General features: G+C 33.1%; 33 protein-coding genes. 10 read left to right on the forward strand and 23 right to left on the reverse strand.

Annotated elements, in window-relative coordinates; genetic code table 11:
• The first annotated feature begins 253 nt into the window (after positions 1–253).
• The 3 genes from BIW12_RS09205 (at position 254) to BIW12_RS09215 (ending at position 1,492) form a co-directional block, all read left to right on the forward strand.
• The gene (locus BIW12_RS09205; protein WP_157499531.1) at positions 254–466 is read left to right on the forward strand and encodes a hypothetical protein; all 213 of its coding nucleotides are present in this window, start codon (positions 254–256) and stop codon (positions 464–466) included.
• Between the two features lie 290 nt (positions 467–756).
• Positions 757–996 (forward strand): hypothetical protein, encoded by a 240-nt coding sequence (locus BIW12_RS09210; RefSeq protein WP_083382089.1) that lies wholly within the window; start codon positions 757–759, stop codon positions 994–996.
• A 4-nt stretch (positions 997–1,000) separates the two neighbouring features.
• Positions 1,001–1,492 carry a DUF2335 domain-containing protein gene (locus BIW12_RS09215; RefSeq protein WP_071184854.1) on the forward strand — a complete coding sequence of 164 codons (492 nt, stop codon included), beginning with the start codon at positions 1,001–1,003 and terminating at the stop codon, positions 1,490–1,492.
• Positions 1,493–1,520: 28 nt separating this feature from the next.
• Here the strand turns inward: BIW12_RS09215 and BIW12_RS16325 are convergent, their stop codons facing one another.
• From BIW12_RS16325 to BIW12_RS09290, 17 genes are all read right to left on the reverse strand, one after another.
• Entirely contained in the window at positions 1,521–1,691 is a 171-nt protein-coding gene (locus BIW12_RS16325; RefSeq protein WP_157499532.1) for a hypothetical protein, read from the reverse strand.
• Between the two features lie 9 nt (positions 1,692–1,700).
• The gene (locus BIW12_RS09220; RefSeq protein ID WP_071184855.1) at positions 1,701–2,183 is read right to left on the reverse strand and encodes a hypothetical protein; all 483 of its coding nucleotides are present in this window, start codon (positions 2,181–2,183) and stop codon (positions 1,701–1,703) included.
• A 2-nt stretch (positions 2,184–2,185) separates the two neighbouring features.
• Positions 2,186–2,377 carry a hypothetical protein gene (locus BIW12_RS09225; protein ID WP_071184856.1) on the reverse strand — a complete coding sequence of 64 codons (192 nt, stop codon included), beginning with the start codon at positions 2,375–2,377 and terminating at the stop codon, positions 2,186–2,188.
• A gap of 1 nt (position 2,378) precedes the next feature.
• Complete coding sequence (locus BIW12_RS09230; RefSeq protein ID WP_071184857.1) at positions 2,379–2,588, reverse strand: hypothetical protein; 210 nt, start codon at positions 2,586–2,588, stop codon at positions 2,379–2,381.
• Positions 2,585–2,941: a hypothetical protein gene (locus BIW12_RS09235; RefSeq protein ID WP_071184858.1), complete on the reverse strand. Its 357-nt coding sequence runs from the start codon at positions 2,939–2,941 to the stop codon at positions 2,585–2,587. The genes BIW12_RS09230 and BIW12_RS09235 overlap by 4 nt, the downstream gene beginning before the upstream one ends.
• 90 nt (positions 2,942–3,031) lie before the next feature.
• Positions 3,032–3,373, reverse strand: coding sequence for a hypothetical protein (locus BIW12_RS09240; protein WP_071184859.1), 342 nt, complete (start codon positions 3,371–3,373; stop codon positions 3,032–3,034).
• Positions 3,374–3,375: 2 nt separating this feature from the next.
• Positions 3,376–4,095: a DUF2786 domain-containing protein gene (locus BIW12_RS09245; RefSeq protein ID WP_071184860.1), complete on the reverse strand. Its 720-nt coding sequence runs from the start codon at positions 4,093–4,095 to the stop codon at positions 3,376–3,378.
• Between the two features lie 14 nt (positions 4,096–4,109).
• Positions 4,110–4,334 (reverse strand): hypothetical protein, encoded by a 225-nt coding sequence (locus BIW12_RS09250; RefSeq protein WP_157499533.1) that lies wholly within the window; start codon positions 4,332–4,334, stop codon positions 4,110–4,112.
• Positions 4,300–4,638, reverse strand: a complete 339-nt coding sequence (locus tag BIW12_RS09255; RefSeq protein ID WP_157499534.1) for a hypothetical protein — start codon at positions 4,636–4,638, stop codon at positions 4,300–4,302. Before BIW12_RS09255 ends, BIW12_RS09250 begins: the two co-directional genes overlap by 35 nt.
• A gap of 34 nt (positions 4,639–4,672) precedes the next feature.
• On the reverse strand, positions 4,673–4,816 hold the full coding sequence (locus BIW12_RS16330; RefSeq protein ID WP_157499535.1) for a hypothetical protein: 144 nt from the start codon (positions 4,814–4,816) through the stop codon (positions 4,673–4,675).
• A 2-nt stretch (positions 4,817–4,818) separates the two neighbouring features.
• Positions 4,819–6,564, reverse strand: a complete 1,746-nt coding sequence (locus BIW12_RS09260) for a hypothetical protein (protein WP_157499536.1) — start codon at positions 6,562–6,564, stop codon at positions 4,819–4,821.
• A 37-nt stretch (positions 6,565–6,601) separates the two neighbouring features.
• Positions 6,602–7,294 (reverse strand): hypothetical protein, encoded by a 693-nt coding sequence (locus tag BIW12_RS09265; RefSeq protein WP_071184864.1) that lies wholly within the window; start codon positions 7,292–7,294, stop codon positions 6,602–6,604.
• Between the two features lie 4 nt (positions 7,295–7,298).
• Entirely contained in the window at positions 7,299–7,694 is a 396-nt protein-coding gene (locus BIW12_RS09270; protein ID WP_071184865.1) for a hypothetical protein, read from the reverse strand.
• Positions 7,694–7,966, reverse strand: a complete 273-nt coding sequence (locus BIW12_RS09275) for a hypothetical protein (RefSeq protein WP_071184866.1) — start codon at positions 7,964–7,966, stop codon at positions 7,694–7,696. Before BIW12_RS09275 ends, BIW12_RS09270 begins: the two co-directional genes overlap by 1 nt.
• A 20-nt stretch (positions 7,967–7,986) precedes the next feature.
• Positions 7,987–8,208 (reverse strand): hypothetical protein, encoded by a 222-nt coding sequence (locus BIW12_RS09280; RefSeq protein ID WP_071184867.1) that lies wholly within the window; start codon positions 8,206–8,208, stop codon positions 7,987–7,989.
• Positions 8,209–8,377: 169 nt separating this feature from the next.
• Complete coding sequence (locus tag BIW12_RS09285) at positions 8,378–8,599, reverse strand: hypothetical protein (RefSeq protein ID WP_071184868.1); 222 nt, start codon at positions 8,597–8,599, stop codon at positions 8,378–8,380.
• A 238-nt stretch (positions 8,600–8,837) separates the two neighbouring features.
• Complete coding sequence (locus tag BIW12_RS09290; RefSeq protein WP_071184869.1) at positions 8,838–9,050, reverse strand: hypothetical protein; 213 nt, start codon at positions 9,048–9,050, stop codon at positions 8,838–8,840.
• Positions 9,051–9,250: 200 nt separating this feature from the next.
• Here BIW12_RS09290 and BIW12_RS09295 point away from each other — a divergent pair, with 200 nt between their 5' ends.
• The 5 genes from BIW12_RS09295 to BIW12_RS09315 all read left to right on the forward strand — a co-directional run bounded on the left by BIW12_RS09295 (position 9,251) and on the right by BIW12_RS09315 (position 11,581).
• Complete coding sequence (locus tag BIW12_RS09295) at positions 9,251–9,592, forward strand: helix-turn-helix domain-containing protein (RefSeq protein ID WP_198033411.1); 342 nt, start codon at positions 9,251–9,253, stop codon at positions 9,590–9,592.
• Positions 9,593–9,733: 141 nt separating this feature from the next.
• Entirely contained in the window at positions 9,734–10,027 is a 294-nt protein-coding gene (locus tag BIW12_RS09300; protein ID WP_071184871.1) for a Bor family protein, read from the forward strand.
• A gap of 50 nt (positions 10,028–10,077) precedes the next feature.
• Positions 10,078–10,506 (forward strand): hypothetical protein, encoded by a 429-nt coding sequence (locus BIW12_RS09305; protein ID WP_071184872.1) that lies wholly within the window; start codon positions 10,078–10,080, stop codon positions 10,504–10,506.
• Between the two features lie 363 nt (positions 10,507–10,869).
• Positions 10,870–11,163, forward strand: a complete 294-nt coding sequence (locus tag BIW12_RS09310; RefSeq protein WP_071184873.1) for a Bor family protein — start codon at positions 10,870–10,872, stop codon at positions 11,161–11,163.
• Positions 11,164–11,233: 70 nt separating this feature from the next.
• Positions 11,234–11,581, forward strand: coding sequence for a DUF1508 domain-containing protein (locus tag BIW12_RS09315; RefSeq protein ID WP_071186273.1), 348 nt, complete (start codon positions 11,234–11,236; stop codon positions 11,579–11,581).
• 90 nt (positions 11,582–11,671) lie between these two features.
• Here the strand turns inward: BIW12_RS09315 and BIW12_RS09320 are convergent, their stop codons facing one another.
• Entirely contained in the window at positions 11,672–11,881 is a 210-nt protein-coding gene (locus tag BIW12_RS09320) for a PG1828 family lipoprotein (protein ID WP_071184874.1), read from the reverse strand.
• 381 nt (positions 11,882–12,262) lie between these two features.
• A complete protein-coding gene (locus BIW12_RS09325) occupies positions 12,263–13,489 on the reverse strand; it encodes a 3-deoxy-D-manno-octulosonic acid transferase (RefSeq protein WP_071186275.1) in 1,227 nt (408 codons plus the stop codon).
• A 151-nt stretch (positions 13,490–13,640) separates the two neighbouring features.
• Here BIW12_RS09325 and BIW12_RS09330 point away from each other — a divergent pair, with 151 nt between their 5' ends.
• Both BIW12_RS09330 and BIW12_RS09335 read left to right on the forward strand, forming a co-directional pair.
• The gene (locus BIW12_RS09330) at positions 13,641–14,774 is read left to right on the forward strand and encodes a DegT/DnrJ/EryC1/StrS family aminotransferase (protein ID WP_071186277.1); all 1,134 of its coding nucleotides are present in this window, start codon (positions 13,641–13,643) and stop codon (positions 14,772–14,774) included.
• 2 nt (positions 14,775–14,776) lie between these two features.
• Positions 14,777–15,214 carry a nuclear transport factor 2 family protein gene (locus BIW12_RS09335; protein WP_071184875.1) on the forward strand — a complete coding sequence of 146 codons (438 nt, stop codon included), beginning with the start codon at positions 14,777–14,779 and terminating at the stop codon, positions 15,212–15,214.
• A 64-nt stretch (positions 15,215–15,278) separates the two neighbouring features.
• On the opposite strand, the gene BIW12_RS09340 is transcribed toward BIW12_RS09335, so the two are convergent.
• The 4 genes from BIW12_RS09340 to fabD form a co-directional block, all read right to left on the reverse strand.
• A complete protein-coding gene (locus BIW12_RS09340) occupies positions 15,279–15,530 on the reverse strand; it encodes a hypothetical protein (protein WP_071184876.1) in 252 nt (83 codons plus the stop codon).
• 104 nt (positions 15,531–15,634) lie between these two features.
• Positions 15,635–16,018, reverse strand: a complete 384-nt coding sequence (locus tag BIW12_RS09345) for a DUF3037 domain-containing protein (RefSeq protein ID WP_071184877.1) — start codon at positions 16,016–16,018, stop codon at positions 15,635–15,637.
• Entirely contained in the window at positions 15,996–16,784 is a 789-nt protein-coding gene (locus BIW12_RS09350; RefSeq protein WP_071184878.1) for a HipA family kinase, read from the reverse strand. Before BIW12_RS09350 ends, BIW12_RS09345 begins: the two co-directional genes overlap by 23 nt.
• A 164-nt stretch (positions 16,785–16,948) precedes the next feature.
• Complete coding sequence (fabD, locus tag BIW12_RS09355) at positions 16,949–17,821, reverse strand: ACP S-malonyltransferase (RefSeq protein WP_071184879.1); 873 nt, start codon at positions 17,819–17,821, stop codon at positions 16,949–16,951.
• Between the last annotated feature and the right edge of the window lie 121 nt (positions 17,822–17,942).

The raw sequence follows: 17,942 nt of genomic DNA on the forward strand, positions 1-17,942 counted from the left end.
TTTTGAAATACTACACACACGCTACCTTATTCTTGCTTAATTAACTAACTCAAAACAAATCCTATGAAATGAATGTCAAAGGTTGTGGAGTTTGTTTTTTTACTCGTTGGATTCTGTAGGATTGGGTTAGATTCGGTTAGATTTTGTAAGTTGTTGTATCATTTTGTAAGATTCGGTCGGATTTTGTCGGATTTTGGTTTGTGAAAATTGCAAGTATTTGACTATTTTTGAAAAACCATTAAACCACCGTTCTATGACTGCTAAAAAACTGTTGCAACCGAAAAGAAAAGCCGAATTACAAAATTTATTACAAGGTTTTGGACGTGAAACCGTAAGAAAAGAAGTTATTAGTGTTGTAATGGAACTCCGAAAAGTTCCACTTAAGGAGGCGCAGAACATTAAAACTATTTTTCCTGCCGAAGTAAAAGAGATTTTGAACCGCTTTGATTATGAGATTGAAGCGTAAATAAAACACCGGATTAGGTATTTTTTTTAATTAAATGTTAATTCTATTTTAATATCTTAAAAAAATATAGTTAAATTCTCAATATATTGTCGTTAGGAACTTATAAATGATTATATTCGTTAGAGTTACAATGTTAAATTGTATTGTATATCTTCAAACAAATTGAATGATTTTATACTATTTTGTTATATAACAAAATATTATAGTGTTATCAATTTTGATAACTTAAAACTGTTGTATTGATGGGGTGTTATAATATATATTTGTTCACTTTTATTAAAATAATTATCATGGAAAATAAAAATTTAAAATTGGAAACTGGATTTCTGTTTGATAAAACAGGTTTTTGGAAAGGAGTCGGTTCTATTTTTAGTTTGTATGGAGATTATTATGAGTTTAATTCTTCACGTACAGCTGAAGAAGCCGATCAAAAAGCACTACAATCTGATTGGGAAAATGTTGGAGAAGATTTAAGAACCGCTGAGAGGCAATTTAAAGAAAAGCATTCAAAAGAACTTTGTCTTAAATAGCGATATGTCTACAAAAAAAAACAAACCAACTAAACAAGAAGTAAAAACTAATGTATCTTCAGATTTAATTCATGTACAACACGAATTAGAAGAAATTAATCCAACTGTTTTTAAGGGTATACCTGTAGAACAAAAAGAAGAGATTGTAAAAACTATTGTAAGTTTTAAACATCATTCAGGACCATTACCTGATCCTGAAACTTTAACTCAATATAACCAAATTATAACTGACGGTGCTAATAGGATAATGCTTATGGCAGAAAAACAACAAAACCATAGGATTGAATTAGAAAAACAGGCAGTTACTTCACAATTAAGTCAATCTAAAAAAGGTCAGATATTTGGGTTTATAATAACTTTATTGATTGTGGGTTGTGGTACTTATTTAGCAGTTAATGGACATGAGAAAACAGGTATTGTTTTGATAGGTACAACTTTAGTCGCGCTAGCAGGTATATTTGTTTTAGGAAAGTTTAAAAAAGAAAAATCAACATAAAAAACCACCTGAAAAGGTGGTTTTTTATTTAATAAATTTCAACGTCAATAATTTCGGATGTTGATTCTTCATCTACAAAAGGGTTGTTTTGGGATAGACCGCCAAAACCTATTTGGAAGCGAATAAAATCTTTTAATTGTTCTTCTGTAAAATTTGTTCCGGTTGTGTTTACTGTTATTTCAAATGTGAATGTTGCCATAGTTTTTTATTAGTAATTAATATTAGGATTCCAACAAATTATTTGTCCTTTGAATGGGAGTACATTAAACCAATCTTCAAAATCTTCATGGCTCAGACCGTCATTATTTGCTATTTTTGTTTCTTTTTGAAATGACAGGCATTTGTTTTTTATCATGATACATTTGCTTTCGTCTATTTCAATATCCCAAGTTTCTAAAACTTCTGTATCGGGAGCAATGATAATTTGCTTTGATCGATACGGTGTACCGCTCCAGACTCTAGGACTAAACAGATCACCTTTTTTAAATCGGTTTCCTGCTCTTATAGTATGTCCTTTTGGATTTAAAAGATACCCAATTTTAGAAACATTTATGTAATCATCTTCGAGTAGTTCTGTATTTAGCATTTCTATACCACGATTCGCCCAAAATTTAGCAACAAATTCTGTAACTTCTCCTGCTTTCGGGTGGTATTTTGGGAATTGTCTTGAAAACATTAATACTTTAGCCATAGTTATTGATTTGGATAACAAATTTTCTTTAAATCTTTTTCTACATTACTTTCGTCTTGCTTAATGTTTTTAGCAAGTTCAGGCTGATGTTTTTCAAGGCAAGGTTCGCACCACCAAATACCGTTAACACCTTTTTCGTTTACACGTTGCAATGGTGTTTCCATTACTGACGTTCCGCATTTGTTACATTCCATATTATTGACTTTCTAATCGTTCGATTTTTCGTTGTTTGATTTCTATAATTCTGTTAAGCCGTGCAACATCTTGTTTTAGTTCGTAGTATTGATCTAAGGAGAAAAACAAGATTTCGGGAACGGTTTTTATTTTTTGTTCCTGCTGGACTTGTTCGAGTTGTGTACGTTGTTTAGGCGTAAAACTTCGTATGTAAGTGCTTTTTTTTATCATAGATTTTCCATTTCAGCGTCAGAAGCTTTTTTAATTCGATCAATGTAGCCTTGAATGCCTTTTACAGTGTTTTGATTTCTTGGATAATCATATCTGTTTTTTAAAGCTGAATCTAATTGATGCTGGTAGCCCTCACGAATTGCCCAACGGTATTGAAGTATTAAATCAGCAGTAAGTAAACGCCTATCGGTGGTTACTTTATCAACTTTTTCTAACGCTACAGTCATGTACCAATCATATTCCTCTTTAATATAAACTTTTTCTACTGGAAGTTTTAGAGTAATTGTTTCTTTTAATGTAAAACGAGTTTCTCTTTCTCGTTTGTAAACTTCATTTTCTTTTACTGTTTCCATGTTATTTTTATAAAATGTTATTGATTTGTAGATTTTTTAATAGTATGCACGTGTTTTTTACGTGAATCACGTTAGCGTTTAACGTTGACGTTATACCATTGCTTTTAGTTGTTCGTCCAGTAGGAGACTAAGTTTTAGCATCACATTGGCTGTATAAGGCGAACGTTGTACTCTGGTCCAATAGCAGCATTTTAATAAAACGGCTGCCTGACTGGCTGAAAATGAAATCGTGTATTGCGTTTTATCAGTTTCAAGTTTGTTCCGGAGAAAGAAAAACAAGGAATGCGCAATATCTAATGTCATTATAGCATTCAAAAAGTCTTTTCGTAGATCATCAGGAGAAATGTTTTTAGCATACATTTCCAGTTCAAAGTGTATTGCTTCTAGCTGGCTGTAATCTACTTTTGTGATAGTTACTTTATTGCGAATCATGGTTAAGCATTTAAAACAAATTGATTAGCATCATCACAGGATTCTATTCCTTGAATTAAATCGATTTTTTTACCTTGTTCTATACCATCTTCAAAAGCTACTTTTTCACCTTTCAATTCTTTTGTTTTTTGTTTGTGTATTTTAAAATTGAGATCAATAAATTCGTTTTTTACTTTTTCTCTTTTTTCAATTACCATTAAGCCATAGGATTCAGGGATGTTAGATTGACGTTCCTTGTACATCTCTTTCATTTTGCAAACAACTTCTATCAAAAAGCCTTTAATAAAACTTGATAATAGAGTTTTTCCGTGATGGTAACGCTTAAGATATTTGTAATTTGTAGATTTTGAATATTTTACTTTCTCTAATAGACAAGTTTTTGTTATCAAATGATAGAAGTAACCACACAATGCTACATCTTGTTCGTGTCCGAAAAAAGTAATTTTACTTTTCGTGTAATAATGTTCGCAATCAAATAAATGTGCTAAATCTGCATAGAAAATTGATAAATCATAACCACTTTTAGTGAGTTCGAATTGTTCCAAAATACACTTGTTTATTAATTCGTTATCTTTTAAATCGTGTTCAGAAATAAAAAAATCTGTCATTAATTGGTTAGCTTTTTTTAATGCTGATTGCATTTCCTCTTTGGTTGCGCCATTATCAATTGTTTTAGATAGTAATGCTTTTATTTTGTCTTTAATCTTATCTGTATTTTTCATAACCACATGAATTTTTACCGTTTAATTTCATAATACAAAGTTCCATTTTCGTAAAACTGAATGACTTGCACACGTTTTGCAGCATCCTGATTTTGAAACCGCCTAAGCATTCCGTTTACTATATTTTGACTGGGTTTAGCGTTTTGAGTAATAGGAGAGTACCAGGTTATATTCTTTTCTTTTGGAGGCATTAAAGCGACCATTTTAATTTTGCTTTTTTCTCTTTGAAATACTGGCATAATTCGGGTTTTTAAGGTTCTTAATCGCTGTTTTAGTTTCCTGCTTTAATTTCTTGTAATCCAGTGCTGCACGATGAGAGTTTTCAGCATAGATTACAATGTTTCCCAGTTCAAAAGAGTAGGGTTTTTTGCCTTCGGATTCCTGCTTTTTGATAAAGGCTTTTTTGTCGATTTCGTTTTGCACTTTTATTTTAGCAATATGCCAATAGCGAACGAGTACGTTCCATTTTAAGCACCAAATGATAAACAAAACAGTGGTGATTGTGAAAAATCCTGAGATAAAAAATAATAGGTCTAAGTACATGGTTTAATGGTGTTTAAGGTTGTTTTTTTTTAAGCTAGAATATTATTATTCCAAAAATAATTACTAATGCTGTTCTTGATGATGATTCCCATTCTCCGGGATTAAAATTCCATTCATAAAAAGATAAAATGAGATATAAAAACAAAAGTGTTTTGGCTAATTCTAAGATTTTTTTCATAGTTAACATTCGTGTTTAGTGACTGAAACTTTCAATAGCGTATCAGACAATTTTTGTAAATAATTAGATGGTAAATTGGTGTTTACGTAGTCGATTAATTCGTTTAATTCGATTCGGTTTTTGAAAAACTGGTTAATTTTTATGTCGAATTTTTTCGAATGATTGATGTTTTGTTTTCTAATTGTAGATTTTTTAGTGACTGATTGGGCTAATTTTGGCTTGTTTTCGATGTATTTTAGGTGGTTTTTCCACGCTTTTTTAGTGTATTCGAAGCCAATTTCCTGTTTTTCGGTACGGCTAAAGTCAAAGTAATCAGACGGAAACAAAGGATTAATTTTAGTTTTTAAGAACCATTTGTGCGCATTATTCACACGCCAAATCATTTCGTCCAGTTTGTCAACCATTAATTGTTTGTTGAATAAGAAAGGTTCGCCACCGTTATTGACAATAAATTGCTTTTCGGCATAGGCATTAATCGCTTTTTTCCAGCAACCTATGTACACACGTTTACCGCGATAGAGTTTAGAAGCATTTTTGAAAAATTCCTGTAGAATAAATGTTTTAAAATCGGCACGGCTCATAGTTCCGTACATGGATTCCTGATACAAATATCTCTTATCTACTCTTTTATGATTATGAAATGCGCCGCTTGCCAGCTTTTCGGCAAAATCCTGATCGTTCAGGATGGCAGCTTCCATCTTTTCGGATAAAGTTTTTGAAACTTTAACATTTTCGCCGCCCCCCCCTTGTTTGGATTTCTCATCTTGCTCAGGGATGTTCTTGTAAAAAACAAATGAAAAACCAGCCGTAGGCGTTCCTTTCTCAAGAAAATCGGCTTGACCGTTTTCTATTTTCTTAATATTACTTTTAAAAGCTCTTGTAACCTCATTATTATCTGTAAGTTTCTTATTCGTTCGGGAGGTAAACGCCTGATTTTCAGTATCGGTTAATTTTTGGGTTTTGGCATCAAAAACCACTAAAATTTGGCTTGAAATATTCATTTTAAGCCCTGTTTTATGACCTCTAAAAAGATAGTCAACAAATACCCCAGCTTCTTCTAATCGTTCTCTGTGTGCTCTTACAGTGGTGTTGGTTACATTGATTGAAAATGCACCGTTACGCTTTAAATTGGTAACGTGGTGGGCGTTAATCTCCAATTGACGTACTGGCGAAGCTTCCGAAATGCCTAACTTGATGTATTCGGTAGTAGTTTTTTGAAGTTGTAACGAATACAGATAAACGATTTGTTGAAATACAATTTCGCTGGCGTATTTTACGGTATGGAATTTCTTTTTTTCGATAATCATTCCACGATCAGTATTAAATTCTTCTACCAGTAAATTGTATTCTTTGGTTTTGGCGTTGCGATGTTGTTTTAAAAACAATCCGGAGAATGTTTTTTGAACCTCATTAAGTGTGTTTTGGCTGGTGAAAGTGCGAACGGCTGCATTGTACTTTTCGGTTTCTTCGTTTAATGCTTTAATCATAGTGTTATAGTGCGCAATGTATAATCGGTAATTATCCATTGTGGCTGCAAACGCTGTGGTATCAATAAACGGATGCACGGCTGTAACTGGTGTACAGTTTTCTATCAGTTCGGGAAAAGTGAGTTTTTCCAAACGTGTAGCGGGCTTGTTTTTTGGTTTTGCTGTTGGTTTCACGCTAACGGGAGTGTTAGCGTGATTGCCAAATATATTGCCTGAAAACAGCGAGCCTAAAGACTGGGCTTGGTGGGTGCGTTTTTGCATGGTGGTCGGTGGTTTAATGGTGGTGGGTGTGGGTTTGCTAATCTCTATCCCAATAATTGTTTATTTCTTGGTCGTAATTGGTGATTTTGACCTGTGCAGAATAAAGCCTGAATATTTTAGCCTCAATACCTCTCATTGCAACTAGTTTTGACGGGGTAATTTCTTCTTGCTTTTCTCCAAAATATTTTTCTTTTGTTTTTAAAGAAAAAATTTGACCGTCTCTACTGTCTCTAGTAGAAATAATGAATTTGATGCTGCATTTATTTTCTTCTTTATCAGGTTCAATGTCTGCATAGATTTCACACCAATTGTGTTCTGTTCTTTCTTTTACGATGAATGTTATTTCTCCTGAATAGTCACTGCTATTTTCTTCTTGCGAAGCTTCAATGAACATATTTGCAATTCCCTGAAGTGTGATTTCTTTTTGTTTTACAAATCCAATTATGTCCTGAGTCATGTCTAAAATTGGCTGCAAGTTGACTTGTTCGAGAAGATTGTCATTTATAACTTTAGCAATCAGAGCGTTGTAGTCTATTAAATCAAATTCTTGAAGATTTACATTTATTGATTCTTCAATTTTTTTCTTTATTTTGTCTTTTGTATCGCCCCATCTAAAAATATTACTTACGATATTTTCTACCATTTCGGTAGCTTGTGCCTCAATCATTTCAGGCATTTTTTCGGATACTACTTTTGCAATAGCTATTTGTGTTTCTTTATTGAAATCCATGTTTTTAAAAATTAGAGTAGGTTGTTTTTTCTTGTAGCGGAAGCGAATAAAATACCTTTTCAGGGACAGTAATTTTTAGTTTATTGTCCAAAAGCAGTTCTAAGCGTTCTTTGTTGTGGTGCATTTTAACCAAATGTTTTTCCACCGGAACTGCATCTTTAATGAGTTCGAAAAGGTGTTTTTCTTTAGTGTACAATTTGGTTTTCCAGTTTTCATAAGCTACAAAATCACTTAATAGCCTGCGTTCGCCGTATGAAAGTCGTTTGTTTTCGTACATAAGCCTTTCAACAGTATGCGTGTTGATTGCTTTAGACAAATTTGCGGGAATGGTTTTGACGTGTTTTTCGTCAATTAATAATCGGATTCCACGCGATTTGTTACGCACTAAACTGTAATTCATTAGTTGTAAACTAGACGGTGAATGGATTCGGACACAAGCTGGTCTTGTAGCTCCATTTCTTTAAGTTCCTGAGCTACTTTCAGATTGATGCTGATTTTTCCGCAAATACCCATTACTTTTTCGGGATCAAGATTAAAAGATTCGATTTTGTCGCCAATAATCACGATAGATTTTTCGGCTTTGATAAGGTTATAAGCTACTCTAAGCTTATTGAAGAAGTTTTGTATAGGTGTTTTGTCAAACTCCTGTACGGTGATTTTTGAATTTTGCATAATTCGGTGGTTTAATGGTGTTATTTAATCGATTTACTTTCTAATACATATTCTTGTTTTGATAGTTTTTCAATTTCTTTTCGTTTGAGTTTGTTTAGGTAAATCTCAACTTCAAACGGTGTGGGTTCTTTGTAATTGTTTACTGGTTTAGCCTCCAGTTCGTCAAGTTTTTGAATTTCGTTCAGGCACTCCGTGGCGGTTTTGTATAGGTCTATTTTTTTAAGGATGTTGGCTATATCCATGGTGGTTTGGTTTAATGGTGTGAAAAAAATGCAAAGGACTTGGTATGCGTTGATTCGGTAGATAATCATTTACTAATCGGGGTAAGAACGTAGTTGCCTTTGCATTGGTTTTTGTAACCTTTCAGTACCGCCACTAAGCTATCACGCTAGCAGCGGAACATCGAGGGAATTATGCACGTTTATTTTGCGCAGGGATGCTGTTTTTAGCTCTAATAATGTTCATGCACTCTTCGAGTGATGGTATATAAGACTTTGGTTTTATTTTTTTTGGCTTCGTTTTTGCAACTACAGGTTTTTGTAGTTTTTCCAGTCCGTCCATAAAGGCAGCCATATCCTCCGGAGAGAACGTTGCTACGATATTTAAGACTGAATTTGCAATTATTGAAGACATATCTGTATCTTTGTATTAGCTGGGGTGGTACCTGGCAAATTATGCCAAACTTCGGTTTGGTTTAATGGTGTGAAAAGGGGCGTGGTTGCCCCTTTTCTTTTTTTCTAGGGTTTTATCTTTCCACTCTTTCCACTTCATTTCGACTATAAAAAATACTGCTATTAAAAACGCTGATACTAAAACAGTTACCATAATTGTATCAAAATTCTTTATAAAAAAATCCATAATTGGCACGGTTTTAAGTGTTGTTTTTCTTGTTAATTGCTTTTTGATAATTTGAATTTGATAAAATCTGTTTTATTGTTCCCGGGGACAATCCCTCGTGTTCGTTTTGCAGAATTTTTAAACATTCATCACGGGTTAGTTTTTTGGGTTCTTTTTGAGAACGCAATTGCTTATAACGTGCTTGCATGGTTTCTTTTCTTTTTGCATAAAAGTCTTGACGTTCCATTTTGTTGTTTTTTAAATTCGTTTTGTGTAATTTTCTTGAACAAACTTACTACAAAAAAATGAATTTCAATGAAAAAAAATGAATTTTCAATGAAATAAAATGAATTAATTTTCAATCGCTTGGTTTTCAATGGTTTGCAAAACAATAATTTTATGATTAAAAACTATATTCCTGAAAATATTTTGTTTCTCGTAAAAAAAATGAATCTTTCCCAAGATGATTTTGGAGCGACTTTTGAAATTGGAAGAGGATTAATAAGCAATTATATTAATGGAAAGGCTTTGCCTAAAATTGAAGCTATTCAAAAAATCTGTTTACATTTTGAAATTTTAATTGATGATTTCATAAATACTGATTTATCGGAAGCAAAACCTTATGGTATTCAAGGAGGTAAATTGTTAACTTCGAATGAAAAAAATCCAGAACCTTATGTAATAAGTCCTAAATATGTAGAATTGCTTGAAAAAGCAGTTGAGGATAAAGATAAAATCATTAAGTCTCTTGAAGAAAAATTAGGAATCGATAAAAGCAAAACTGCATAATCGCCCCGGATTGATGCAGATAGCCTACAAAAAAAAACAGGATTTTTAAATTTGAACGAAAATATTGCCTAATGGTTTTTTGAAAATAACGGCAAAAGTGTATTTTCGTACTAATTATAAACAATTAATAAATCTTATAAAATGAAAAAAATGTTTACACGTTTTGCAGTTGCTTTTGGTGCTGCTGTTATGTTGACTTCTTGCTATTCTTACACTAGTGTTGTAGGTACAGGAGCAAAAGGAAACAGTCAAACTACAAAATGGAATCATTATTTAATTGGTGGTCTTGCACCGGTTGGCGTTTCAGATTCTAAAGCTATGGCATCAGGAGCAGAGGACTATACTGTACACACAAGACAAACATTTGTAAACGGTTTGGTTTCGTGGATCACTTTTGGGCTTTATGCTCCATCAACGACAACGGTTACAAAGTAATAAATTTAAAAGCTTGTTTCCGGACAAGCTTTTTTTAAGATTTATAAGATATGAAAAAAATAATTTTATTAGGTTTATTATTAGTTGGTTTTGGTTGTTTTGCGCAAAATGAAACAACTGAAAAAGAGTATAATTACTTAACCAAAGGTTTGAAGATTCAAAAAGAAAGCGGTTTAGATGTTATTGCTGGATATGAGTTTAAGAATGAAGAAATGTTATTTATTGATAAAGGATTTGCTTTTACATTTTCTGATTTTATTGAAAAATCTACTGGTAATTTAAAAGGTGTTTCAGTTGTAATAAGTTCGCAAATTAGTGGTAACACTTATTACGTTTGTATTCCTGTAAACAAATCAGCATATAATTATGTTTATGAAAAAGTAATTGATTCATTTACAATTGATTTGGCAAAGGCTTACGCTAAAGCACTTTCAATTCGTTATGCAAAAATAGATCAGCAAATAGTTGATAAAATATAATAAAAAATTAATAATTTGCCGAACCCACAAACGAGCCTGTTGGTTTGGTTTTCTTGAAATTTTGATAAATGTAAAGGGTTGAAAAACAATTGTTTGTGTTTTTCAAATTGTACAAAACAGGAGTCGGCAAAACTTAAAATCCAGTGAACAGCAATGTTCGTGCGGGTTCAAGTCCCGCTCTGAGTACAAAGAAACCCCTTATTTTTAAGGGGTTTTTTGTTTTAGATTAGTTTTTCGTGGGTCTGAGATGGTTTGAGGTTTTTTTTGTAGTATTTTCTGTGAAAAAAAATAAATTTGAATTGTGTTTTATTTGTTTTTTATGTATTTTCGTGTTAATTACAAATCATAAAAAATTATAAAAAAATGAAAAAAATGTTTACACGTTTGGCGGTAGCTTGTGGAGCTGCAATTATGTTGACTTCTTGTTATTCATACACTAGTGTAGTGGGTAATGGTGGTACGGGTAACTCAAAAGTTACTAAATGGAACCATTATGTAATTGGGGGTCTTGCGCCAGTAGGTGTTTCGGATTCTAAAGCTATGGCGGCAGGAGCAAATGATTATACTGTATTTACTAGACATTCATTTGTGAATATGCTTGTAGGTGGCTTGACATTTGGTATTTATTCGCCAACAACAACGACTGTTACGAAATAAAAAAAATAGATTTGTTTAAGTGGAAAGGTTGTTCTGTGAACGACCTTTTTTTATTAAGGGAGAAATAGAAATGGGAACTTTTGTTATTAGTAAAAGATTTAGCGGAGATTATAAGTTTGAATTTACTTCTAGAAAAGGAAAAACCATTTTTACGAGCAATGCGTATGAATTGCGGATGGATTGTGAGGCAGATGCGGAGTATTTGCGATCTGTGTTCGAAAGTTGTTCTTACGTGAAATTTAAAACATCTAAGGGGAAGTTTTTCTTTAGGGTGGTGGTTGATGGTAAGGTGATTGCAGTAAGCAGAAAATACAGTACTGAGTTGATGGTTCAGAAGGGGATTGATGAGATTGTGAAATATGGCTCAAAAGCGGAGATATTGGATTTTGCTAATAATGATTTTGAGTTTATTGATTAATTTGAGTTCTGATTTTTTATAATCTCGTTTTTGGGTATAAAAAAAGCCGTCACAATGTGAACGGCTTATTTTTTTTACTGTAATTTAAAATTACTCAGCAGCAGCTTCAGCAGCAGGAGCTTCAGTAGCAGCAGCAGCAGAATCAACAGCAACAGCAGCAGTATCAGCTACAACAGCAGCAGAATCAACAGCTACAGCAGTAGTATCTACAGCTTCTTCAGCAGGAGCCTCTTCAGCTTTTTTACAAGATACAACAGATAATACAGCAACTACAGCTAAACTTAAAAATACTTTTTTCATCTTACTTTATTATAAAAGGTTAATTATTAATTCGAGGCAAAGATATAAAATTTTTAATATGTAAAATATTTTTTCATTTTTTTTTTAAAATATTCTTCGATTATTTTTCTCACCTGGCAAAATATGGATTTTATAGGGAATGTAATAGCTTAAATGAATATGTGACTTTAAGGAATGGATGCTTTGTTAGTTGGTAATGTGTTGATTGTTAGGTTTTTGTGTTGTTGTAGAGTTGGGTTTTTGTAGATTATGAAATTTGAAGCTTTCTTTTTTGAGAATTAAGGTGTTTTAATGCTTGATTTTTAAGATTTGTTTAAAGATTTTGGTCTTTCATTCTTGCGCTAAAATAAGCCGAAAATCGATTTAATTTTGATCAAATCTTTAGATGCTTTCCAATATCATATTTGTGGCACCTGTATTTGTTTTTACAAAATCCCTGCAAATGGTTCCTTTTTTGTTTCTTGTAATTTTGTCAGAAATTAATGAATCAAAAGTGTTTTGTAATTCATTTGCATTCATAATACTGATACAGCCTCCTAAATTTACTAAGGCTGTAGCTTCTGCAAAATGTGAAAAGTTTGGTCCTATAACAATTGGTACGCCAAAAGTAGCCGGTTCCAGTATATTGTGTACACCAGGATTTCCAAATCCGCCACCTACGTATGCGATATCGGCATAACTGTATATTTTGGTTAAAATCCCAATAGTGTCAATGATAAATACATCAAAGTCGGCAAGGTTTTTATTTTCTTTTTCTGAAAAAAGAACCGTTTTCTTAGAGATGCTATTTTTTAATTGTTCTATTTGCTCGGATTTTATGTTGTGAGGCGCTATGATGAATTTTGTGTTTTGGGTAGTTGAGTTGATGTAATCTATCAATAAATTTTCGTCTTTTGGCCAGGAACTTCCAATAACGATAGTCAATGTGTCGTTTTTAAATTCGGAAATAAAATCCAAAGTATTGTCTTTTTCTAAAATTGTGGCAACACGATCAAAGCGGGTGTCTCCGGAAACAGCAACATTTGTTTTTCCTAATTGCAGTAATAGTTTTTTTGAAGCTTCATTTTGTACAAAAAAATAAGTGAAAGTATTTAACGCGTTTCTGTAAAACTGACCATACCATTTAAAAAATAATTGGTTTTCTCTAAAAATGCCTGAAATCAAATAAGTCGGTGTATTTTCTTTTTTTAGTTCGTTTAGGTAGTTTGGCCAATATTCATATTTGATAAAGAAAGCCATTTCTGGATGAACGAGTTTTAGGAATTTTTGAGCATTCTCTTTAGTGTCCATCGGTAGATATGCCGTTGCATCAGCTACAATATTGTTTTTTCTAACTTCGTAACCTGAAGGAGAAAAGAAAGTCAAAATAATTTTATACGAAGGGTATTTTTCTTTTATTTTTTCAATCACAGGCAGGCCTTGTTCGTATTCGCCTAGGGAAGCGGCATGAAACCAAATGGTTTTATCGTTAGTATTTATTTTTTGCGAAAGTGTTTCAAAAACGTTTTTTCTTCCAGCAACAAACAGTTTGATTTTTGGGTTGAATAGCGAGATAATTTTTAGGAAAAAATCAGCAATCGTAATGATGGTATTGTATAGAAAAAGCATTGGGATTTTTTTTGGGCTAAAATACATTTTCTTTGGCTTAAAATCATTGGTTTGAAATCAATAATACCTATTTTTGTTTCCGTTTTGTGAAAGTTTTGTTGAAATTGAGAAGTGTAAAAACAACAACTTTCTAACTATTAATAAAGTTGAAATGAAGAAAATTCAAATGGTTGACTTAAAAAGTCAATATGATAAAATTGCCACTACGGTAAATACTTCTATTCAGGAAGTTTTAGATACCAATACTTATATCAACGGACCTCAGGTGCATCAATTCCAAAAATCTTTGGAAGATTATTTAGGTGTAAAACACGTAATTCCTTGTGCAAATGGGACCGATGCTTTGCAAATTGCAATGATGGGATTGGATTTAAAGCCAGGGGATGAGGTAATTACTGCCGATTTTACTTTTGCAGCTACAGTTGAGGTAATTGCTTTGTTGCAGTTGACTCCGGTGTTAGTTGATGTTGATTTGGACAATATGAATATTTCATTGGAAAGAATCAAAGCGGCTATTACTCCAAAAACTAAAGCAATAGTTCCGGTACATTTGTTCGGTCGCGCAGCTAATATGGATGCAATTATGGCTTTGGCCAATGAACATAACTTGTATGTTATTGAAGATAATGCACAAGCCATTGGTGCCGATTTTATTTCAGCTTCAGGGGCAAAAACTAAGGTAGGAACTATTGGTCATGTAGGAGCAACTTCATTTTTTCCTTCTAAAAACTTAGGTTGTTATGGTGATGGTGGCGCTATTTTTACTAATGATGATGCGTTGGCGCATACCATTCGCGGAATTGTCAATCACGGAATGTACGAACGTTACCATCATGATGTGGTAGGGGTGAACTCGAGATTAGACAGTATTCAGGCTGCTGTTTTGAATGCTAAATTACCTTTATTGAACGATTATAATACAGCGCGTCGTGGAGCTGCCGCTAAGTATAATACTGCTTTGGCTGGTCACGCTAATATTATTACCCCTTCATTTGATGAAAATGAAAATGATCATGTTTTTCACCAATATACCTTACGAATTATTGATGCTGACAGAAACGGATTGATGCAACATTTGTTAGATAAAGGAATTCCATGTGCTATTTATTATCCAATTCCGTTGCATTCGCAAAAAGCTTATGTTGATGTGCGTTACAAAGAAGAAGATTTTCCGGTGACCAATCAATTGGTGAAAGAAGTGATTTCGTTGCCAATGCACACCGAGTTGGACGATGAGCAAATAAAATTTATTACTGATAGTGTTTTAGAATTTTTAAATAAATAAAAATGAGAAAATATTTTCTATTGTTAGTTTTGATTTCGGTTTCCAATTGGGCACAAACAAAAGCAGTTTCTAAAGAAGCAGCAGCTGTTGCTGCTAGAGTTGAAGCTTTTCGCAAAGCATTAATTGATCCAACAGAAAGCAATTTGAAAGCCTTGACTTCAAAAGATTTAAGCTACGGGCATTCCAGTGGTGTCCTTCAGGATCAAAAAGTTTTTATTGAAAAATTGCTTAACGGAGAATCTGATTTTGTGACGATAGAATTTCAAAATCAAAGTATTCAAGTTACCGGAGATGTTGCCATAGTGAGACATAATCTTGTAGCACATACTAAGGATAGCGGTGTTGAAAAAGACATAAAAATTGGAAACGTACTCGTTTGGCAAAAACAAAAAGACAAGTGGTTGCTGATAGCCAGACAGGCTTTTAAATTGCCCCAATAAAAAAAATGATAAAAAGTAAAAATCCCAAATTATCAAAATAGATAGTTTGGGATTTTTTGTTGGATTATTTTTTAGCGGCTTCTTTTAACTTATTTGCGGCTTCATCCATTTTTTCTGCTCCTTTTTCAAGGATTTTTCCTGTTTTTGATTGGGTTGAATCAATGGCTTTTTCAACTTTTTCAGCCACAGTATCCATTTTTTGTTCTACTTCGGCTCCAACGGCTTCTTTAGCATCTTCCAGTTTGTCTTTTGTTTTGTCTTGGCAGGAAACCATCGCAACCAGCATAAAAGCTGCTGCTAAAATTGTTTTTCTCATGTGTAGGATATTTAAGATTTGAATTTAAAGCATTGTCTTTCAAATATAAAAAAAATCTCCGTAAACTTTCGCTTACGGAGATGTATTTATAAAAACAATTCTTCTTACAAGACTAATTCAGAATATAGTTTTTCGAAAGTCTGGTCTAAATCGCTGCTAAATCCCGAATGGGGTCTTGAAGTTTGAATACTCGAACTTTTAACAGCAGTGAGCCATCTAAATCGTTCGTCTTTTTCAAATTGAGCAATAGGTCCCGCTTCTTTTTTGCCTTCGCAAATGGCTACAAAAGAATCTAAATTGATTTTGAGTTGGTCTAAATCAAATTCACTGCAAAACAAGCTGATTTTAGCAACAGGAATTTGATATTGAATTCGTAAATATTTCTGACGCTTGGAATAAAGCATCAAACCTACATTTATAAATTCTTCGCGTTCTACTCTTGGTACAACACGAATGACAGCATAATCATATAAGTGTTGTTCTTGCATCTTGAGCTTGTTTTAAAAATATTTCAGCATTTTTCAAGCGTAAGCTTAAAAACTGGAAATAGATGTTTTTAATTTCTTCCGGGCTTATGGATTGATCTTCCCATTGTAGCCAGTCTTCCGGAATTTGGTTTACAATTTCTTTTAAAATAGCATCGTTTAATAGGTTGGAGTATTGTGAATGAGCTTCTTCTAGTTTTGATGCTTTTGGTAATAAAACATGATCTTTAATTAATGTAAATGGAGTAAGGGCTGTTTTCTCCCAATTAATCCAGGAATGATGAAAATAAAAAGATGCCCCGTGATCAATAAGCCAAAGTTCTTTTTTCCAAATTAAAAGATTAGTGTTTTTAAAGGTTCGGTCAACATTAGTAATAAAAGCATCTAACCAAACAATTTTTGATGCCAATAAAGCTTCGCAATCATTTGCAGCGGCATCAAAGGTAATTGCTCCTGATAAATAGTGCAGGCCTAAATTTAAACCCTGACTAAACTTTAATAAATCCTGAATTTCTTCGTCAGCTTCTGTCCTTCCAAAGGCTTCGTCCAGGTGTGCAAAAACTAATTCAGGAACGGGTAAACCTAATTGTTTTGCTATTTGACCGCCTAAAAATTCAGCAATTAATGCTTTTACTCCATGACCGGCTCCTCTAAATTTTAATACATATTTAAAATCATCATCAGCTTCTGCTAAGGCAGGTAAGGAGCCACCTTCCCGAAGTGGCGTAATGTATCGTATAACGTTTACTGTTCGTAAATCTAAATTCATAAATTTGGAATTCTTTTAACAAAGATAACTAAAATTAAAGGATGCATTCTTTTCTGTATTGTTGTGCTTAATTTCCTTTTTTATAAAAATAAAAATCCTCAAAAACCGAAGTTTATGAGGATTCTATAATGACTGATCACTTAAAACTGATCACTGAATACTATTTAAGCATTTGCAGTAGCAGCTTCTTTATTGATTTTTCCAATTAGTCCCGCTAATACTTTTCCAGGACCTACTTCGGTAAATAAAGTAGCACCGTCAGCAATCATTTGTTGAACTGATTGTGTCCATTTTACAGGAGCAGTCAACTGAATGATTAGGTTTTTCTTAATTTCATCTGCATCCGAAACTGCGCTTGCTGTTACGTTTTGATATACAGGGCAAATAGGAGCAGAGAAAGTAGTTGCTTCGATTGCAGCAGCCAGTTCTTCTCTTGCAGGTTCCATCATAGGTGAGTGAAATGCACCACCAACAGGTAATAATAAAGCACGTTTTGCACCTGCTTCTTTCATTTTTTCACAAGCTAATTCAACCGCTTTAAATTCTCCTGAAATCACTAATTGTCCAGGGCAGTTGTAATTAGCAGCAACTACAACTCCGTCGATAGAAGCACATACTTCTTCTACAATATTATCCGCTAATCCTAAAACAGCAGCCATTGTTGAAGGAGTGATTTCGCAGGCTTTTTGCATAGCCAAAGCTCTTTGGGAAACTAATTTTAATCCGTCTTCAAAAGACAAAGCACCATTGGCAACCAAAGCTGAAAATTCTCCTAAAGAATGTCCCGCTACCATTTCCGGTTTGAAATCTTCTAAAGTTTTAGCTAAAATTACCGAGTGTAAAAATACGGCCGGTTGCGTTACTTTAGTTTCTTTTAATTCTTCGGCAGTTCCTTCAAACATAATATCTGTGATGCGGAAACCTAATATTTCGTTTGCTTTTTCAAACAATTCTTTTGCTAATGGAGAGTTTTCATATAAGTCTTTACCCATTCCTGTAAACTGTGCGCCTTGACCTGGAAATACGTATGCTTTCATCTGTATTTGTTTTATTTTTATAATTTAAAGATTGAAAAATTATATTCAATCGGGATGCAAAAGTAGTATTTTTTTAGGATTTATATGAAAAGATAAAAGTGCATAAAAGAAAACCTCCCTG

The organism is Flavobacterium commune (assembly GCF_001857965.1).
GTDB lineage: Bacteria > Bacteroidota > Bacteroidia > Flavobacteriales > Flavobacteriaceae > Flavobacterium > Flavobacterium commune.

Coding starts and splice junctions, on each gene's coding strand:
- BIW12_RS09205 (WP_157499531.1), top strand. CDS start 254: ATGACTGCTAAAAAACTGTTGCAACCGAAAAGAAAAGCCGAATTACAA.
- BIW12_RS09210 (WP_083382089.1), top strand. CDS start 757: ATGGAAAATAAAAATTTAAAATTGGAAACTGGATTTCTGTTTGATAAA.
- BIW12_RS09215 (WP_071184854.1), top strand. CDS start 1,001: ATGTCTACAAAAAAAAACAAACCAACTAAACAAGAAGTAAAAACTAAT.
- BIW12_RS16325 (WP_157499532.1), bottom strand. CDS start 1,691: ATGGCAACATTCACATTTGAAATAACAGTAAACACAACCGGAACAAAT.
- BIW12_RS09220 (WP_071184855.1), bottom strand. CDS start 2,183: ATGGCTAAAGTATTAATGTTTTCAAGACAATTCCCAAAATACCACCCG.
- BIW12_RS09225 (WP_071184856.1), bottom strand. CDS start 2,377: ATGGAATGTAACAAATGCGGAACGTCAGTAATGGAAACACCATTGCAA.
- BIW12_RS09230 (WP_071184857.1), bottom strand. CDS start 2,588: ATGATAAAAAAAAGCACTTACATACGAAGTTTTACGCCTAAACAACGT.
- BIW12_RS09235 (WP_071184858.1), bottom strand. CDS start 2,941: ATGGAAACAGTAAAAGAAAATGAAGTTTACAAACGAGAAAGAGAAACT.
- BIW12_RS09240 (WP_071184859.1), bottom strand. CDS start 3,373: ATGATTCGCAATAAAGTAACTATCACAAAAGTAGATTACAGCCAGCTA.
- BIW12_RS09245 (WP_071184860.1), bottom strand. CDS start 4,095: ATGAAAAATACAGATAAGATTAAAGACAAAATAAAAGCATTACTATCT.
- BIW12_RS09250 (WP_157499533.1), bottom strand. CDS start 4,334: ATGCCAGTATTTCAAAGAGAAAAAAGCAAAATTAAAATGGTCGCTTTA.
- BIW12_RS09255 (WP_157499534.1), bottom strand. CDS start 4,638: ATGTACTTAGACCTATTATTTTTTATCTCAGGATTTTTCACAATCACC.
- BIW12_RS16330 (WP_157499535.1), bottom strand. CDS start 4,816: ATGAAAAAAATCTTAGAATTAGCCAAAACACTTTTGTTTTTATATCTC.
- BIW12_RS09260 (WP_157499536.1), bottom strand. CDS start 6,564: ATGCAAAAACGCACCCACCAAGCCCAGTCTTTAGGCTCGCTGTTTTCA.
- BIW12_RS09265 (WP_071184864.1), bottom strand. CDS start 7,294: ATGGATTTCAATAAAGAAACACAAATAGCTATTGCAAAAGTAGTATCC.
- BIW12_RS09270 (WP_071184865.1), bottom strand. CDS start 7,694: ATGAATTACAGTTTAGTGCGTAACAAATCGCGTGGAATCCGATTATTA.
- BIW12_RS09275 (WP_071184866.1), bottom strand. CDS start 7,966: ATGCAAAATTCAAAAATCACCGTACAGGAGTTTGACAAAACACCTATA.
- BIW12_RS09280 (WP_071184867.1), bottom strand. CDS start 8,208: ATGGATATAGCCAACATCCTTAAAAAAATAGACCTATACAAAACCGCC.
- BIW12_RS09285 (WP_071184868.1), bottom strand. CDS start 8,599: ATGTCTTCAATAATTGCAAATTCAGTCTTAAATATCGTAGCAACGTTC.
- BIW12_RS09290 (WP_071184869.1), bottom strand. CDS start 9,050: ATGGAACGTCAAGACTTTTATGCAAAAAGAAAAGAAACCATGCAAGCA.
- BIW12_RS09295 (WP_198033411.1), top strand. CDS start 9,251: ATGAATCTTTCCCAAGATGATTTTGGAGCGACTTTTGAAATTGGAAGA.
- BIW12_RS09300 (WP_071184871.1), top strand. CDS start 9,734: ATGAAAAAAATGTTTACACGTTTTGCAGTTGCTTTTGGTGCTGCTGTT.
- BIW12_RS09305 (WP_071184872.1), top strand. CDS start 10,078: ATGAAAAAAATAATTTTATTAGGTTTATTATTAGTTGGTTTTGGTTGT.
- BIW12_RS09310 (WP_071184873.1), top strand. CDS start 10,870: ATGAAAAAAATGTTTACACGTTTGGCGGTAGCTTGTGGAGCTGCAATT.
- BIW12_RS09315 (WP_071186273.1), top strand. CDS start 11,234: ATGGGAACTTTTGTTATTAGTAAAAGATTTAGCGGAGATTATAAGTTT.
- BIW12_RS09320 (WP_071184874.1), bottom strand. CDS start 11,881: ATGAAAAAAGTATTTTTAAGTTTAGCTGTAGTTGCTGTATTATCTGTT.
- BIW12_RS09325 (WP_071186275.1), bottom strand. CDS start 13,489: ATGCTTTTTCTATACAATACCATCATTACGATTGCTGATTTTTTCCTA.
- BIW12_RS09330 (WP_071186277.1), top strand. CDS start 13,641: ATGAAGAAAATTCAAATGGTTGACTTAAAAAGTCAATATGATAAAATT.
- BIW12_RS09335 (WP_071184875.1), top strand. CDS start 14,777: ATGAGAAAATATTTTCTATTGTTAGTTTTGATTTCGGTTTCCAATTGG.
- BIW12_RS09340 (WP_071184876.1), bottom strand. CDS start 15,530: ATGAGAAAAACAATTTTAGCAGCAGCTTTTATGCTGGTTGCGATGGTT.
- BIW12_RS09345 (WP_071184877.1), bottom strand. CDS start 16,018: ATGCAAGAACAACACTTATATGATTATGCTGTCATTCGTGTTGTACCA.
- BIW12_RS09350 (WP_071184878.1), bottom strand. CDS start 16,784: ATGAATTTAGATTTACGAACAGTAAACGTTATACGATACATTACGCCA.
- fabD (WP_071184879.1), bottom strand. CDS start 17,821: ATGAAAGCATACGTATTTCCAGGTCAAGGCGCACAGTTTACAGGAATG.